Source organism: Mycobacterium pinniadriaticum (genome assembly GCF_026242045.1).
Lineage (GTDB): Bacteria > Actinomycetota > Actinomycetes > Mycobacteriales > Mycobacteriaceae > Mycobacterium > Mycobacterium pinniadriaticum.
The window spans coordinates 82,449-96,271 of sequence record NZ_JAPJDO010000010.1 but is presented as its reverse complement, the minus strand read 5'-3'; the positions used below and the strand labels follow the sequence as shown (position 1 = coordinate 96,271).

Here is a 13,823-nt window from a genome sequence, read left to right as displayed (position 1 = left end):
GTTTGAACCCGCCAGCGAACCAGTGCTGGGCGACACGTCTCCCATGGCTGACGGGTGGTCGGGGACGATAGTGGTCACGATGCACCTGCCTCGAAGTCAAGCGCCGCGGCGTGCAGTCGCGTTCGGAGAGTCAGATCGAGATACTCAGGGTTGATGTCGACGCCGATGTACTTTCGGCCGGTCCGCTGCGCGGCGAGTCCTGTTGTGCCACTGCCGTTGAACGGGTCCAGTACGGTGCCACCGGGCTTGCAGCCGGCGAGGATGCAGCGGGTCGGGAGCGCCAGTGGGAACACTGCGAAGTGGGCGCCAGGGAAGGGCTGCGTTGGGATCTCCCACACGTCACCGGGGTTCCGGGTGCCAGGGTGATCGGCTGGAAGTCGGTGCTGCTTACCGGTAGCGGCCTTGATGCTCTGCGGGTTCATCCCCGGCGCGTACGGCGTGCGATCAGTTCGGTGCTGGCGGTAGCCCTGGCCCGGCACGTCGGTTTCCTTGGTCTCGCGCGCCCAGTTGAGTGCCGCGGAGTGCTGCGTGGTGACCGGCACTTTGATCGGGTCCAGGTCGAACCAGTAACGCTGCGACTTGCTGAACATGAAGACGTGCTCGTACCGGCCAGATAGCCGGTCTTGGACTGATTCGGGCATCGCGTTCGGCTTATGCCAGATGATTGCGTTACGCAGGATCCACCCATCATCTTGCAACGCGAAGGCGACGCGCCAAGGGACGCCTAGTAAGTTCTTGCCCGGAACGCTTGCGCCCGGCCGGGTTTCGGCATGTCCGCGCGCACGCGTCTTCCCGCCCCTGATGTCGTAGCTCCCGCGGCCACCGCTGCTGTAGCTATCGCCGAGGTTGAGCCACAGCGTGCCGTCGTCGGCGAGCACACGGCGCAGCTCGGCGAACAGCGCCCGCATCGTCTCGGCGTATTCAGCCGGCGACGACTCCAGCCCGTACTGGCCCTCAGTTCCGTAATCTCGGAGGCCGAAGTACGGCGGGCTGGTGACGATGCAGTCGATCACCGCGTCGGGAAGTTGCTGCGCAACTGCAAGAGCGTCGCCGTGGTAAAGAGTGACAGCGTCGTCCGAGTAGTGAAGATTCACGCTGGCCGGACCTCGCGCACTGGGGGTTCGGGTAGGTCGCAGACGCGGTGGACGCGGCAGTTGGTCATCTGGGTGATGAGGCTGCGGTAGAACGACATTCCTTCCTCGAGTCGGCCGATAGCCGCGTCGCATTCCTTCACCGCCTGCTGGAGGTCGAAGAGAGTGCAGTCGGCCAGCAGTTTGGATTCGCGGTGGCCGACGACGATCTCCGTGGCCAACTGTTGCTGCCACCAGCTACGCCGGTCAGCGAGCTTCGGGGACGGCTTCGACACCGGCGGCCGCGGTTTCGGTTTCGGCCGCGGCGGGGGCTGGTCCCGTTCTAGGCGGAGCTCGGCGGCGACCGAGCGGATCGGGCCGATCAACAGATGCCGGTAGAACGTGTTCATCTCCCGCTGCGTGGTGTTGTTCGCGACCAGCTGGGCGAGTTCCTCCGGGGATCCTTTCGGGTGATCGTGGATCGTCGCGACGATCAAATTCCGAAGCTCACGATTCATCGCGTCGTTCCTTTCATCGCGGCGTCCCACTGGGCCCGCACCCACAAGACATCCCCCATCGCGGTGTGCCGGTTGAAGCGCGCCGGATCGGTGTTCGTCGCGGCCAGGGACAACAGGTCGGACTTCCACTTCGAGGTCGGCAGGGCGACACCGGCACGGGCGAGGTAGCCGAGCGCGAAGCTCGACATGTCGATGGGGTGGTAGTGCCATGCCGGTTCGATCCCGTTGCGCTGCAGCAGTTTGGCCAGGCGTTCGATGTCGAATCCCGGGTTGCAGCCCAGAACTACGGTGTCCTTCGTGGCGGTGTGGATCACCTGGGCGGCGATCTTTTCGCAGTACGCCTCGGTCTCGTTGTAGCGGCCGAGGTAGTCGGCTTTGAACTCGTCGGGCAGGGTGTCGACCCAGTCGGCGGGGTCGTGTTGGATCTGGAATTCCAATGTGACTTCGGTGGCCATCGGTAGCGTTGAGTCGATGCGGCGGACCGCGGCGAACTCCCAGATCGGGGCGTCCGGGTGCACTCCCAATGTCTCTGTGTCGACGAAGCAGATGTCTCGTTCAATCTCGGTCATCGGTGTCCTTTGTTCGCGAGGGGTAGCAGGATGTCGACGTGGCAGGCCAACTGAACAGGCTCCAGCGGGCACCAGCAGGCGAGGTCTTTCCCACGGAGGTCGGGGAGGCCGGCGAGGATCTGTTCACGCTGAGCGTCGAGTTCCAGCCGCGCCTCAGCCGTCCACAGATAGGGGCTGGGAATCAGGTTGTGAGACAACCAGCGGCCGTAGACCGTGACCGCGCCGGCATGCGCCGCCTCCTTACTGCCGTACAACCACTCCCCACCACGACCGTCGTAGACAATCCAGCTGCGGCCGGTGCCGGATTCCTTGATCCGCCACGGGTTCCCGAAGATCGTCGGCCGCGACACCCTGACCGCATTCTCGGGCAGCTTCCAGCCCTTGGCCTTCGAACCGCGTCGCAACTGAATCCGTTCGGGCATCAGTCGGCCCACTTTGCGGTGTAGCCGCCGCAGCACGGGGATGGTTTACCGGTGACGACCCAAACCCACTCGCCGTTCTCGGTGGTCAGCTTGATCGTCATTCCGGGGCCAAACTCGCCGTCGCTGAACGACCACGGCGTTCCCAGATCGCGGCGGATGATGTCGCAGTCCAGCACCGTCCGGTTGATGTAGACCCAGCGATCGGTGACGCACAGCGCTGGCCCGACACGCTCGGCGACGTATAGCGGTGGATCATCCACGGGGTCCAGGAGTTTCATCGACGGTTCGGCGAAGAACTCGCGACGTCGCCGCCACAGGATCAAGCTGTCGTTGGCGACGGGGAGCTTCTCATGTTGGCCGGCACAACGCCGTGATTCGTGGCGGTCCCAGCCGGAAGAAGACGGGTGCGCGGCCATGATCTCGTGAGCACTCTGCGCGAGAGCAGCAGCAGTGGTGAGCACTATCGGACCTCCCCAGCGTCGACGACGTCTTGCTTCGCCAGCCAGATCGCCCATGACAGGGCAAACGCTCCACGCTCCGCGGTCTCGACGTCCCAGTCGGTCGGTGCTTCGACGTCGAGCACCACGTGGCGTTCACGAATGGTTCCTGCGCGACTGTGCTGTTCGATCTCCTCGACAGCGATCGCGTGGTACGGGGCCACGTCGCAGTGCCAGCGGTGGTATCGGATGAAGCCGTTCGACCACAGGTCTTCCCAGTCGTGGCCGGCGGGTTTCTCACACCACCACGCGCACGGGGTGACAGGCGCGTCCGTCGCGGCGTTGAACCTGGCCAGATCCCACCGGGTCGTCGGCACAGTGATCCACAGCGACTGGTCGTCGAGGAAGTTCTGCAACGTGATTGGCAGGCCGGCGAGGAACCGGTACCAGACGTCGCGCGGACCGAAGTAGAGGCTGCGGTACGCTGTCATGATTCCGTCGCCTCTCGTACGAGTACGAATGCGCCTGTGATTTCACGGAGTCCGGTCCGGTCCGGGTGTGGGTCGTGGACCATCTCTCCGGTTTCTGCGTCGCCGACGACGACGTGGAAGAAGTCACCGCGTGGTGATCGGCCGTCGATCAGGATGTGCGGGAAAACGCTGACCTCTGCACGGCACTCTGCGCGAACCGCGTCGGGGTTGTCGTAGTAGAGGACCTCGACCTGGTGATGCTTCAGCAGCCAGCCGCGGGTTTCGGCGAACCAGCGGGCCGTCTCGTCGCCCTCCTGGCTGGGGTAGTCGCGCACGAAGTGCGGCACCTCGGCGATCGGCCGGCCCAACACGCTGGCGATGCCGGCCCGCCAGCAGTCCCCCACCGTGCCGGTTTCCGGATCGTGGAGGAACTCCTGGTCCTCGAATGCGTGCTCGGGACACAGCACGATCGGGTAGCCGATCTCTGCGCGGCTGACGATCCGCCACCCGTCGGGGACGTACCGCCCAATCGCGGCGACCAGGTCGTTCAAGTCGTTGAAGTAGACGTCGACATACTCGATCTCATCGCACGCGCTGTCGTCGCACTGGACGTCGACCAAGATCATGGTTCTCCCCTGGCGATTCGGTCTAGGTGGTCGGTGTGGCAGTTGTCGCAGCGGGGCCGTCCCGCCGACGGATCGCCGCCGCAGTCCACGCACTCGCGGGGGTTGGCCAGATAGCGTTGCTGCTGTTCTGGTGTCGACGCGGGCATGAACTGCGGTCGGCGTTCCGGTCAGCTGATGGCGTAGACGGGCTTGTTGACGGCGTTGGTGACCCGCTCGGTGATCTCTTCCCACGCCTGCCGAATGATCACGCGCGTCGGGAACAGCTTCACCGCAAGGCGAAGGTGGCCTTCGGTGATGTTCAGCCGGAAGTACGCCTGCACTTCGTAGCTGACCGGATGGTTGTCCCATGGCCGGAGCAAGAGGGTGATCGTCTCCGGGACCTGGAGCTCACGGCCGACGGCGCCGGCGCGGGCGTTGACCTCTTTCTTGTACGTGGCCTTGATACCGCCTCGGGCGCGCTCGATGGTCGATTCGAACTCGCCGCTCGTCGATGCCCGAACGGAGTCGATGATCTCGAGTAGATCGGCCTGATCCGGTGCCTGGATCGTGTGTCGCAGCTCCTCGATGATGTCGCCGAACTTCTCCTGCGGCATGAACTGGCCCGAAAGTTGGTGCCAGGCAACCCAGTCCTCGTCGGCCTTGAGGGTGACGGTGAGGGTGTCGTCGCGCCAGCCTGGCGTGTCCTTGGTGTGGTCGTTGTAGATGGCGGTGATGGTTCCGGCGGTTCCCTTGCCCCACAGGGTGCCGGATTCGCCGAGTGGTCGGCGGGCGAGTTCGGCGAGGAAGGAGTCGATGTCGGCAACATTGCGGCCGCCCTTGGCCCGCCACGGTGCCGGGAATTTCGACTCGTCCTCCTCGACTTTCTTGACCTGTAGGCCGTGCTGCTCGGTGACCGCGATCGCGACATGGGAGCGGCCGTCGTCGGCCGTGTCCGGGAGGACCGTCGCGGGGAACGGTGTCTTCGCGACCGCGGCGGCGTGTTCGATGGTTCCGACCATGGTGGACTTGGCTGCTTCGGGCATGGAGATTCCTTTCAGGGGTGTTTGATTGCGTTGCGAAGTTGCTTGACAAACGATTTGGTGCGCCAGCGGATGCCCATACGGCCACCGCTGGCGATGAGCTCGGACCGCCTAAGCCAGGCAACCTTCAGGTACTGATCGCCGACTGGGTCGGTAGTGATCTCCCAGTGATGCACCATGTAGCGTTCGCCGCCGACAGTGATCTCAACGTCCCAGGTGCCGCCGAGCGGCATCGCCATGATGGCGTCCGCGATCGGATCCGCCTCGTGATGCGCAGTCGTAGCGACCTGCGCGGCGGTCGGGGTGGTCATCAGTCTTTGCCCGCTGCGGCGGACTTGCCGTCGGTCGAAGCCGGGTCCTCCCAGAGAGGGCGCTGGGAGGGGTCGGCGCGGTGCAGGCCGCCGTCGTCGTCGGTGAACCACATCGACGACTCGATCTCCTCGGGGATCTTGTCGCCAACCGTGGTCGTGATCTTCACCGCATTCGACACGTTGCTGACCGGCTTGATTTCCATCGCCACGGTTACCTTCGCGGGCTTCCTGGTCTTGATCGCCGCGGCGACGGCCTCTCGCAGCCTGCGGGTGGCGTCGTCGTGCTCGATCCCGTTGCGGTGGCGGATCAGAACAGAGGCGAACTCAAGTCCCTCATCCACAGGGTTGTTGTTGTCGGACAATGGATTTCCCTTCACTAGATGAACTGCGTTGCGAAAGAGTTGGTGTCGGGCTGGATGTCGCCGTCGTTGTCCAGGAGGACGTATTCGCCGCGGCGCAGAACACGCTCCTGGTCTGGTAGTTGGTTGTCGGATAGCAGCCAGCCGACTAGATAGGCCAGTGCCCGGTTCTTCTCGATCACGTCATGGCAGTAGTTGCAGGCGTCCAAACCATTCGCAGCCAAGTTGGTGTCGTCGCGCTTCGACCCGCCAGCACGTCGCGGCCGCCGATGATGCTTCTGCGTCGCACGATTCGCCCCGCACACCTCACACACGCCGCCGCTGCGACCGCCGATGGTGCCCAAGACAGCCGGCGAGAAACCCGTCACGTCGACACACCGTCCCGACGCCTCTGGTCGACGCCGCTTGCCCGCGCGCCCTCAACCCGCACGCCAGCCTCGAAACCCGCCGCGTAAATCTCGGACGCCAGCCGGTGCAGGCTGAAGATGCCCGACTCGTCGAGCGGGCTCCTGTTGTCGTACTGCTTGGCGTCATCGAGCTGTTTGCGCACGTATTCGTCGACAAGGTCAACAATTTCGCCCGGCACCGGGATGATGGCGTTCTTCACTTCAGTCCGTGCCGTTTCAGGATGCTGTCGATGACGTCGATGTAGATGACATGTGAGCCCAGGTCTGCGGCGTCGTCACATTGCTCCCGGATTTCGGTGATTGCGGCTTGGAGCTGCTCGCCACGCAGGTCTGCGGCGGCGAACGCACTCGCCAGACCGGGATGCCGGCCACCAACCACCGCCGGGACCGGAACACCGTAGTCCTCGAAGCGGGCCATGTGCGTCGTCTCGCTCACCGGAGTCGGGCCCGCCGCTTGGCGCCATTGCGGTAGTGGACCTCGAGGTACACCGGGATGTCGGAGTTGACGAGGTTCGTCATCGCGGTCTCGATGTCCCCGACGTTCGCGTAGGTATCACGATCGCTGAGGTTCTTCGTGTTGCCGGCGATGATGCTGAACTTCCACTGTGCGCGGCCGCCGAACCAGCGTCGGGCCGGTACGACAAGGATGGTGTAAGGGTTCACGATTGCTCCTGTGTCTGGTCGCTGTCGGCGGTGTTGTTTTCTTCGGCATAGGTTGCGGCGTTGAGGATTTCGCGGATCTCGTCGTCGGCGACGCCGTCTTTCTGCCACCTGTAGAGCTGGTCGGCGACTCTGGTGACTTCGACGTCGTCGAGGTCGTCGGTGGAGTTGACGTCGGGGCGTTCGAGGGTTGCGCGGTAGAGGTGGATTCGGTCCTCACGATCGGTGACCTTGAGTTGTCCGAGCAGTTTGAACAGTCGGCCCTCCAGCGATCGGCGCATCGCTGTCATCGTCGGCTTGTCCTGGCCGGTCTTCGTCTTGGCGGTCGCCTTCGGCGGACTGGTGGCCGGTTCCGGCATGGACTCAGGTTCGGGAGGCGGTGGTACGTCGCCCTGGGACTCCGGGGCGGGCTCGGGATCACTCTCGTCCGGTTCCGCCGTAGGTTCCTGCGGGTCCGGGGCAGGTTTGATCTTGTCCGCCAGCCGGGACGCCGGCGGCGATGTGGGTTCGTTGACGTCGACTTCATCGACCGTGATCGGCTCGTCGGAACCCTGCACCCGCTCCGCGGTGGCCCGGGCAGGCTCGTCGTCATCGAATCGGCTGTCACGCTGATCTTCTGTGCTGGAGGCGATCCCAAGGAGAACCTCGGGGGCGATCTCCTTGCACACCTTTGTGCGGGCCTTCGCGAGCAGCATCGAGGTCGGGTCGGTGATGTACTGCATGTTCCCGACTACCGATGTCTTGGACCAGTCGTCTCCGCTCTTAGTGACGGTCACCCAGTCGGAGTCGACCTCGGGGCGCATCTTGGAGTCTGGGGTGGCCGGTTGCGGAACGTAGCGGGCCCTGATGGCGCGCTCGATCGTGTAGGCGCAGGTCGCGTCCGGCTGGTCGGAATCGGGGCTGCGGCCCGGTTTCCAGCCGTGCACTTCGGCGACGGTTTCCGACTCGGTGATCGTCTTGATCGTGTAGCCGCGGGCGTGGAGCAACGCGACCATGGTCAGCGCTTCTAGCGTCGGCATGCCGTGGATGGGGATGACCCGCTGCAGCGACTGGATCGGGTTCAAGCCGAGCTCGGCACCGTAAAGGATGGCCGCGGTGGCGTCCTCCGGTTTCCTGAAGAATCTGGTAGGTACCAGTTTCGTGTTGCACATCTTGACGGCCAGGCTGTAGGCCATGTCCATCATCTGGGCGTGGGCTTCGAGCATGGCGATGGCGGCGTCGGCCGGGCGCATCGGCACGGGTGTCAGGTGCGGGTCGGGGCGGACGTCCAGAGCGGCAGTCACGGTGTTCCTTTCAGGCGGCGACGAGTGGGGTGAGCGCGGAGACGCGCGCTTGGTGCTGGGCGGCGAACCAGCTGGGCATGCGGATGATGTGTGTGCCGTCGCCGTAGCCGGGCCACTCTCCGGTACCGACGCAGTGGGCGTAGCGGTCGACGGCGATGCGGTTGAGGTCGCGTCCGCGCTGGACGTCGTCGGCCTGGTGCTGGAGCACCGACACCAGGTAGGGAGGTTCCTTCTCCTGGGCGATGAACACGAATGCGGGATCGTCCGTGATGTCGTTGGCGATCAGGCCCTCGCGGTACCACGGATCCTGTTGGAAGTAGCCGTAGTCCGCGGATGCTTTGGCGAAGTGGCCGGGTGATGCGTCGGCGGCGCTTTTGTAGTCGACGCATACGATCCGGCCGCCGGGCAGTTCGGCGAGGAAGTCCGGCCGATACCGAAGTCGGATCCCCGTCGCGCGGTCGTGCCAGTACCCGGAAAGTTCGGGGTAGCCATGCTCGAGCAGCTTCCGGGCAATCGGGTGGGCGTACACCTGCTCACGCATCGCCCGGGCGACCAGGTAGTCGGCGACGTGCACCGGCACGGCGCCACGCGATCGCGCCTCTGCTTCAGCGTCTTTCCACATGGTCGTTGCGGTCGGCTTCTCCGATGGCTTGCCGTCCGCCTTGACGCCGTGCACTTCTGGAACCAGGATCACGAGTTCAGCGCCCTCGCCGAGAACCTCGTGGTGCACCAGGTGCCCGAAGTCGTAGACAGCCTTCGGTTTCGGCGGCTGGGACTGCTCGTGGTGGAATTTGGCCGGGCACGTCGACAGCAACCGTCGGGCACCCGACGACGACAAGCTCTCCCGGTCAGCGTGATAGCTGTTGTCACTGATGCCGGGGTGCAGACCGTCGTCCTCCGGCGGTGCAGTGATCACCGCGGCGGTCACTCTGCTGCTCCGATCTTGAAGGGCAGGTCGAGGTCTGGGTCGTCGGGGTCGGGCAGGAAGATGCCCATCGGCACACTCTCGGCCAGGGAATCAAGCGCGCCGGGCCGGATCGTGCCGTCGACGCAGCGGTGCGCGAAGAAACCAGCGGCCGGGCACCGCGGGCAACCAAGCCCACTGCGATCGCTGCGGGGCTTGACGTCGAAGATCAAAGTGCCGATCCCTGCGGGGGGCATCCATGTCTCCTGCTGGATTCGCCGGCTCCGCCTACTCGCGGTGAATCCCCACCCCATCGCCGCGACAGCGATCACGATGGCAGCAACAACAAATTGCGGCCGGCCCAACCAGATGATCCCCCCACCGACACCAGCGCCCATGGCAAGCGCGAACAGGAACAACCGGAGATTCCTCACGGGCGCCTCCGCTGCACCAGACTGTCAGCGGCGTTGAGCGCGCCGGCCACCGCAGCACCGGCGGCCACACCGACCAGAATCAGCGTCCCGATCAGCTCGACAAAGAACTGGAGGATCGCGCTCACGCCTCCTGCCCGCCCATCGCGACGTAAAGGCGGGCAACAAGTTCCGCGACAGCAACAGCCTGGTCGCGTCCGCTGGCGCTTGAAGCGGACCCGTACGTCAGGGTGAACGTGTTCACCTGGTCGTCGGGCCAGCCGATTGCGTCTCTGGTGTGGATCGGGATGTACGTGTGCCATTCGCCGCTATCCGTTTGGTATGCGGTAGCGACGATGAAGCGGCCGACGTGAGCGTCGACGGCCGGTCCGGCGTCATCGCGGTCCTGTAACCGCCAAGCCGGTTGGGTTACGCTGGGTGTGCTCACTTCAGGGCTCCTGTTCCTGTTGTGGGTGTTGTGGCCCCGGCCGGTGACGCGGCACGGGGCCGCTCTTACTTCAAGAGGTCCTTGGCGGCCTCGGTGATCAGTTCCTCGGGGACCGGAATGCCGAGAGTCCGGAAGTTGAAGTGACGTCGCAGCGTGATCCGCGTGCGCCGCACATTCGCCGCCACTTCGAGGGCGTGCCCCGCAGCCACGCCGGCGCCGGGCCCGGCTACACCGACGCCGGCGGACTGCTCACCCTCCGGGGAAGTTGGGTGCCCCGAGCCTCCAGCGCATGCGCTGGACTCGATGAGACTCGGGGCGGTGTCCGCCGGGAACGGCGAGTGACCAGCGGACGATTGTGAGGTTCCGACACCCGACCAGTCGCGGCGGCCACCGGTGATGACCGCGCGGGGGTCGACGTCGGGGTACTCACCGTGAGGTCCTGAGTGGACGGGGCAGTCACGGTGGATCAGGAAGGGGTGACGGCGGACCGTGTAGGCCGCTCCGTCGCAGCAGCAGTCAGCACCGAGGCAACCCGGACGGTGGGTTGTCACGCGGCCGCCGCGCCCGCAGTACTCGCAGGTTACGGATGGCTCAGTGGTCAACGGCGAGGCGTCCGGAACCTCGTGCGCCGCAACCACTGAGCCATCAACCCCGTCCGGACCGCACCTACCTGTATCAAAAGGGGGGACTGTGGGGCTCGTCGTGTCGACGAAGCCGTTGACCAAGTCGTAGAGACCGTCCCGCGCGGCGTCGCTCGTCATCGAATTCAGGACATCAGTTCGATACGGACCGCAGGTCTGGCCCGACCGGTCACAGCCCGCAGGGCAGTCACCGCCTCGGAAACACTTCCGCGGCCAACGCTTCGCCTCAACATCAGCGATCGTGTACGCACTGCGAATCGGCTGATGCCCGTTGAGCACCCGCGCGCGCCGCTCGGCCGCACTGGGCACCAACGCATTCAAGCCACGGTGAAAGACCCCAGCAGCCAGAACGCCAGCCAGCTTCGCCAGCTCGACAACGACACCCCTCGCGGCGCTCACGACGCGGCCCGCTTTGGCTCCAGCGATGGCAGCCGATCGACATAGCGGTCCAGCTCGCGAACGTCGATCACGATTCGGCGGCCATCACGCTTGGCCAGCAGTTCACCGCGGCGGATCATCTTGTCGATCTCGCTCGTCGACTTCTCCAGGTATGCGGCCGCGCCGGCGCGCGAGTACAGCCGCTTGGCGGGGCGATCAACGAGGTCGGCCATCACGCTGCCGCCTTGAAGCAGCTACGGAGAAACACATGGATGCGGCCGGCCGGCGCGGTCTTGAACACGGTGTGGCAGTTCAGGCAGTACCGGGCACGCTTGCCCCGCCGTGTCCGGTTACTTGGGTCGGCCGGCTGGTGGTTGAGCACGCGGTCGACGCGGCGCTGCCATGCCTGTCGGCGGTGCTTCGGTCGATGGCTCACGAACTCACCGCTTTCAATTCGTCGTTGCTGATCAATACGAGCCCGGTGCTATGCGTGTTGACCGGAAGGCCCTCGGCCGCAAGGGCATCCCGGAATTCGATTTCTCGCTGCGGCCTGACGCGCGGTTGGAATCGGCGCTTGCCGCCGTGATTTCCGGTGTCGTGCTCATAGATGAAGGGGCGGCCCTTGTAGGTCGGCTTTCCGTGGTCGTGGCCGTTGCGAACATCGCCGTTGGGTAGGACGCGGCCGCCGCGCTGGTCGATCAGCCACTTCTTGGCGTAGAGGTGTTCGAAGAAGTCGGTGTGCCGAACTTCGGAGAAGTACTTCTTGCCGAAGTCGGTCAGGAGAATTCCGTCGCCGCCTTCGATAGCGCGGCGGTGCCGACTCTCGATTTCGGCGCGCTGCTCAGCCTGCTCGGCCCGTGTGGTCGCGGCCTCGACACGCTCCTCGGCATCGACCAGCTTCCGCGCGTATTCCAGTGGAGTGAGGGGCCGGACCTCGGAGGCGGCGCGACGTAGCGCCGCAAATTCCCGGACAAGGCGCTTCTTGAAGTCCTTGACGACCTCGTTGTTCCGCATGTACGTCAGCAGGAGGGTCGCGTGTTCCTCATTGAGAATCGCGACCCGGCGGTGCTGGACGCCGCCAGCGGTATCAAAGGGTTCCACTTCAAATGCGACCCCTCCGAACTCCTCGAAGTCGGCCATGTTCTCGCGGATCAGCTGGAGGACCGCGCGATGCTCATTGCGCGTTCCGTTGGCGACTCGCATAGAGGTCGTTGTCGGCGCGCCGTCGGCGGACGCCTGAACGATTGGGGTGGTGCGCTCCAGGGCGGCGAAGTACTCGGTGGGTGGATCACTCTCAGGAATGCGGATATCGGTCATGCCGGCACCTGTTCCTTGTCGGTTTGTACCCCGGCGGGGGACATCCGTGGGTCGAAAAGAATCTCGATGGGCACGTTGAGTGCCTCCGCGATGCGGGTGGCGAGTTCCGGAGTGCAGCTGGAGCGGCGCCCGGACAGTAGGTGAGAGATGAAGCCCTTGGAACATCCGGCGTAGCGGGCGAGGCGACCGAGCGAGAACTTGTCCTGCTCCATCAGCGCCCGCAGCGTCGCTGGGCTCCGCAACCGCATCCATGTCCCCTTGGGCCATCGTTTCCGCTTGTTCATTTTGAGTGTCCCCTAGTAGCCGTCTATCTGTCAAGCACTACGGGTCAATTATGTGGCTACTGGTAGCCGATGCGCAAGGAATTACACAGATGTTCTTTCCCTGCCTGCGTCGATAGCTACCCGGGTGGCGTACCAATTGGTAGACGGCCGGGGGTAGATTGGGCGTCAAGCACTGGTAGACGGGAGGGAGTGCTGGATGGTGGACGCCGGTCCGACCCCCGATCAGAGTTTTGATGTGCCGACCATCAAGGAACTGATCCGATCCGCCCTCGACGCCGGAAAGTCCGTCCGAGACCTCGCCGAAGACTCCGGACAGCGCGTCAAGTTCCAGACCTTCCAAGAGCTGTCAATCCACCCGCCGAAACAGTTCCCGAAAGACGCCAAGACCATCACGGGGATGGCCCTCGCGCTGAGGGTCTCAGAGACCGCCATCGTCCTCGCCTACGCCAAAAGCCTCGGCATAACCGTCACGACCGGATCAAACCTGGCGATGCGACTACCCGCCGACGTCGACCGGCTCAGCCCCGAGATGCAGGACGCGCTCGTCGCGATCGCCAGGGCAGCACTAACAACGTCGCCGACGCCGGCTAGAAAGGCTGACCACGTTGCCGCCGCACTCACGAGCGGACGCAAGCCGCCGAAGGGTGGTCAAGACGAACGTCGCCTCACCAAGTGACCAGCCCTGCGGGGGAATCGTTTCCAACACCGCGAGTATCTGGTCGTGTACCGCGTCGATCTCTTCCATGCCGCGCCCCCATTTACTTAGCTCGTCTGTGAACTAGTTGGGAAATCGCAGAATATGCAGCCGATGTGACATCCGCTACTCACCCCGACGTACCCACCTGGGCGCGAGGAAGGCGCTACGATCCGCTGATGGAAATGAGGGGGAAGCTCACCATTGCCGCTATCTCACTCTCGTGCATAGCCCTGTCGGCGTGCGGCGCGACCACCACACCAGCACAGACCGTCACGGTCACCTCAACCACCGCAACACCTGTGTACACGGCGTCGGCCACCACGCACGCACCGCTGACCCCGGTGCCGGTCGATACGCCGGACGCCGCGCCCGCAGGTATCACGATTCCCGACGTCACCGGTCAGAACGCCGAGATCGCACGCGCGCGACTCGAAGGACTGGGCCTGACCAACGTCGAGCTGGCCTCAGCGAACCCGAAGTACTCCATGGTGATACTGGCCAAGAACTGGACAGTCGTCAGCATCGAACCCGCACCCGGCACCACCGTGGACGCGGGCTCCCCCGTCATCGTCAAGGTCTACAAGGACTAGTCG

General features: G+C 64.7%; 26 protein-coding genes. 2 read left to right on the top strand and 24 right to left on the bottom strand.

Annotated features, from left to right (window positions below):
• Positions 1-74: 74 nt before the first annotated feature.
• From ORI27_RS13875 to ORI27_RS13760, 24 genes are all read right to left on the bottom strand, one after another.
• Positions 75-1,094 carry a DNA-methyltransferase gene (locus tag ORI27_RS13875; RefSeq protein WP_265997451.1) on the bottom strand — a complete coding sequence of 340 codons (1,020 nt, stop codon included), beginning with the start codon at positions 1,092-1,094 and terminating at the stop codon, positions 75-77.
• Complete coding sequence (locus tag ORI27_RS13870) at positions 1,091-1,588, bottom strand: hypothetical protein (protein WP_265997450.1); 498 nt, start codon at positions 1,586-1,588, stop codon at positions 1,091-1,093. Before ORI27_RS13870 ends, ORI27_RS13875 begins: the two co-directional genes overlap by 4 nt.
• Positions 1,585-2,157 (bottom strand): 3'-5' exonuclease family protein, encoded by a 573-nt coding sequence (locus ORI27_RS13865; protein ID WP_265997449.1) that lies wholly within the window; start codon positions 2,155-2,157, stop codon positions 1,585-1,587. Before ORI27_RS13865 ends, ORI27_RS13870 begins: the two co-directional genes overlap by 4 nt.
• On the bottom strand, positions 2,154-2,579 hold the full coding sequence (locus ORI27_RS13860; protein WP_265997448.1) for a DUF4326 domain-containing protein: 426 nt from the start codon (positions 2,577-2,579) through the stop codon (positions 2,154-2,156). The genes ORI27_RS13865 and ORI27_RS13860 overlap by 4 nt, the downstream gene beginning before the upstream one ends.
• Positions 2,579-3,040, bottom strand: coding sequence for a hypothetical protein (locus tag ORI27_RS13855; RefSeq protein ID WP_265997447.1), 462 nt, complete (start codon positions 3,038-3,040; stop codon positions 2,579-2,581). The genes ORI27_RS13860 and ORI27_RS13855 overlap by 1 nt, the downstream gene beginning before the upstream one ends.
• A complete protein-coding gene (locus tag ORI27_RS13850; protein ID WP_265997446.1) occupies positions 3,040-3,507 on the bottom strand; it encodes a hypothetical protein in 468 nt (155 codons plus the stop codon). Before ORI27_RS13850 ends, ORI27_RS13855 begins: the two co-directional genes overlap by 1 nt.
• Entirely contained in the window at positions 3,504-4,112 is a 609-nt protein-coding gene (locus tag ORI27_RS13845) for a hypothetical protein (protein ID WP_265997445.1), read from the bottom strand. The genes ORI27_RS13850 and ORI27_RS13845 overlap by 4 nt, the downstream gene beginning before the upstream one ends.
• Positions 4,113-4,279: 167 nt before the next feature.
• Positions 4,280-5,134: a DUF2303 family protein gene (locus ORI27_RS13840; protein WP_265997444.1), complete on the bottom strand. Its 855-nt coding sequence runs from the start codon at positions 5,132-5,134 to the stop codon at positions 4,280-4,282.
• An 11-nt stretch (positions 5,135-5,145) separates the two neighbouring features.
• Complete coding sequence (locus ORI27_RS13835) at positions 5,146-5,442, bottom strand: hypothetical protein (RefSeq protein ID WP_265997443.1); 297 nt, start codon at positions 5,440-5,442, stop codon at positions 5,146-5,148.
• Complete coding sequence (locus ORI27_RS13830; RefSeq protein ID WP_265997442.1) at positions 5,442-5,804, bottom strand: hypothetical protein; 363 nt, start codon at positions 5,802-5,804, stop codon at positions 5,442-5,444. The genes ORI27_RS13835 and ORI27_RS13830 overlap by 1 nt, the downstream gene beginning before the upstream one ends.
• Positions 5,805-5,818: 14 nt before the next feature.
• Positions 5,819-6,169: a hypothetical protein gene (locus ORI27_RS13825; RefSeq protein WP_265997441.1), complete on the bottom strand. Its 351-nt coding sequence runs from the start codon at positions 6,167-6,169 to the stop codon at positions 5,819-5,821.
• The gene (locus ORI27_RS13820; RefSeq protein WP_265997440.1) at positions 6,166-6,408 is read right to left on the bottom strand and encodes a hypothetical protein; all 243 of its coding nucleotides are present in this window, start codon (positions 6,406-6,408) and stop codon (positions 6,166-6,168) included. The genes ORI27_RS13825 and ORI27_RS13820 overlap by 4 nt, the downstream gene beginning before the upstream one ends.
• Positions 6,405-6,644 (bottom strand): hypothetical protein, encoded by a 240-nt coding sequence (locus tag ORI27_RS13815; protein ID WP_265997439.1) that lies wholly within the window; start codon positions 6,642-6,644, stop codon positions 6,405-6,407. The genes ORI27_RS13820 and ORI27_RS13815 overlap by 4 nt, the downstream gene beginning before the upstream one ends.
• Positions 6,641-6,871, bottom strand: coding sequence for a hypothetical protein (locus ORI27_RS13810; protein WP_265997438.1), 231 nt, complete (start codon positions 6,869-6,871; stop codon positions 6,641-6,643). The genes ORI27_RS13815 and ORI27_RS13810 overlap by 4 nt, the downstream gene beginning before the upstream one ends.
• A complete protein-coding gene (locus ORI27_RS13805) occupies positions 6,868-8,151 on the bottom strand; it encodes a hypothetical protein (RefSeq protein WP_265997437.1) in 1,284 nt (427 codons plus the stop codon). The genes ORI27_RS13810 and ORI27_RS13805 overlap by 4 nt, the downstream gene beginning before the upstream one ends.
• A gap of 10 nt (positions 8,152-8,161) precedes the next feature.
• Positions 8,162-9,079, bottom strand: a complete 918-nt coding sequence (locus ORI27_RS13800) for a PD-(D/E)XK nuclease-like domain-containing protein (RefSeq protein ID WP_265997436.1) — start codon at positions 9,077-9,079, stop codon at positions 8,162-8,164.
• Complete coding sequence (locus ORI27_RS13795; protein ID WP_265997435.1) at positions 9,076-9,312, bottom strand: hypothetical protein; 237 nt, start codon at positions 9,310-9,312, stop codon at positions 9,076-9,078. The genes ORI27_RS13800 and ORI27_RS13795 overlap by 4 nt, the downstream gene beginning before the upstream one ends.
• Before the next feature lie 173 nt (positions 9,313-9,485).
• Complete coding sequence (locus ORI27_RS13790; protein WP_265997434.1) at positions 9,486-9,614, bottom strand: hypothetical protein; 129 nt, start codon at positions 9,612-9,614, stop codon at positions 9,486-9,488.
• Positions 9,611-9,913 carry a hypothetical protein gene (locus ORI27_RS13785; RefSeq protein WP_265997433.1) on the bottom strand — a complete coding sequence of 101 codons (303 nt, stop codon included), beginning with the start codon at positions 9,911-9,913 and terminating at the stop codon, positions 9,611-9,613. The genes ORI27_RS13790 and ORI27_RS13785 overlap by 4 nt, the downstream gene beginning before the upstream one ends.
• A gap of 65 nt (positions 9,914-9,978) precedes the next feature.
• Positions 9,979-10,464, bottom strand: a complete 486-nt coding sequence (locus ORI27_RS13780; protein ID WP_265997432.1) for a hypothetical protein — start codon at positions 10,462-10,464, stop codon at positions 9,979-9,981.
• Between the two features lie 485 nt (positions 10,465-10,949).
• Positions 10,950-11,165 (bottom strand): helix-turn-helix domain-containing protein, encoded by a 216-nt coding sequence (locus ORI27_RS13775; RefSeq protein WP_265997431.1) that lies wholly within the window; start codon positions 11,163-11,165, stop codon positions 10,950-10,952.
• On the bottom strand, positions 11,165-11,368 hold the full coding sequence (locus ORI27_RS13770) for a hypothetical protein (RefSeq protein ID WP_265997429.1): 204 nt from the start codon (positions 11,366-11,368) through the stop codon (positions 11,165-11,167). The genes ORI27_RS13775 and ORI27_RS13770 overlap by 1 nt, the downstream gene beginning before the upstream one ends.
• Positions 11,365-12,249 carry a Rha family transcriptional regulator gene (locus tag ORI27_RS13765; RefSeq protein WP_266073967.1) on the bottom strand — a complete coding sequence of 295 codons (885 nt, stop codon included), beginning with the start codon at positions 12,247-12,249 and terminating at the stop codon, positions 11,365-11,367. Before ORI27_RS13765 ends, ORI27_RS13770 begins: the two co-directional genes overlap by 4 nt.
• Positions 12,246-12,497, bottom strand: coding sequence for a helix-turn-helix domain-containing protein (locus ORI27_RS13760; protein ID WP_265997428.1), 252 nt, complete (start codon positions 12,495-12,497; stop codon positions 12,246-12,248). The genes ORI27_RS13765 and ORI27_RS13760 overlap by 4 nt, the downstream gene beginning before the upstream one ends.
• Positions 12,498-12,729: 232 nt before the next feature.
• Here ORI27_RS13760 and ORI27_RS13755 point away from each other — a divergent pair, with 232 nt between their 5' ends.
• Positions 12,730-13,209, top strand: coding sequence for a hypothetical protein (locus ORI27_RS13755; protein WP_265997427.1), 480 nt, complete (start codon positions 12,730-12,732; stop codon positions 13,207-13,209).
• 197 nt (positions 13,210-13,406) lie between these two features.
• Complete coding sequence (locus tag ORI27_RS13750) at positions 13,407-13,820, top strand: PASTA domain-containing protein (RefSeq protein WP_265997426.1); 414 nt, start codon at positions 13,407-13,409, stop codon at positions 13,818-13,820.
• The last annotated feature ends 3 nt before the right edge of the window (positions 13,821-13,823 follow it).

Excerpts from the sequence above, each read along its gene's own strand:
- ORI27_RS13795 (WP_265997435.1), bottom strand. The coding sequence starts at position 9,312 with ATGCCCCCCGCAGGGATCGGCACTTTGATCTTCGACGTCAAGCCCCGC.
- ORI27_RS13860 (WP_265997448.1), bottom strand. The coding sequence starts at position 2,579 with ATGCCCGAACGGATTCAGTTGCGACGCGGTTCGAAGGCCAAGGGCTGG.
- ORI27_RS13865 (WP_265997449.1), bottom strand. The coding sequence starts at position 2,157 with ATGACCGAGATTGAACGAGACATCTGCTTCGTCGACACAGAGACATTG.
- ORI27_RS13850 (WP_265997446.1), bottom strand. The coding sequence starts at position 3,507 with ATGACAGCGTACCGCAGCCTCTACTTCGGTCCGCGCGACGTCTGGTAC.
- ORI27_RS13750 (WP_265997426.1), top strand. The coding sequence starts at position 13,407 with ATGGAAATGAGGGGGAAGCTCACCATTGCCGCTATCTCACTCTCGTGC.
- ORI27_RS13870 (WP_265997450.1), bottom strand. The coding sequence starts at position 1,588 with ATGAATCGTGAGCTTCGGAATTTGATCGTCGCGACGATCCACGATCAC.
- ORI27_RS13775 (WP_265997431.1), bottom strand. The coding sequence starts at position 11,165 with ATGGCCGACCTCGTTGATCGCCCCGCCAAGCGGCTGTACTCGCGCGCC.
- ORI27_RS13760 (WP_265997428.1), bottom strand. The coding sequence starts at position 12,497 with ATGCGGTTGCGGAGCCCAGCGACGCTGCGGGCGCTGATGGAGCAGGAC.
- ORI27_RS13845 (WP_265997445.1), bottom strand. The coding sequence starts at position 4,112 with ATGATCTTGGTCGACGTCCAGTGCGACGACAGCGCGTGCGATGAGATC.
- ORI27_RS13755 (WP_265997427.1), top strand. The coding sequence starts at position 12,730 with ATGGTGGACGCCGGTCCGACCCCCGATCAGAGTTTTGATGTGCCGACC.
- ORI27_RS13840 (WP_265997444.1), bottom strand. The coding sequence starts at position 5,134 with ATGCCCGAAGCAGCCAAGTCCACCATGGTCGGAACCATCGAACACGCC.
- ORI27_RS13765 (WP_266073967.1), bottom strand. The coding sequence starts at position 12,249 with ATGACCGATATCCGCATTCCTGAGAGTGATCCACCCACCGAGTACTTC.
- ORI27_RS13835 (WP_265997443.1), bottom strand. The coding sequence starts at position 5,442 with ATGACCACCCCGACCGCCGCGCAGGTCGCTACGACTGCGCATCACGAG.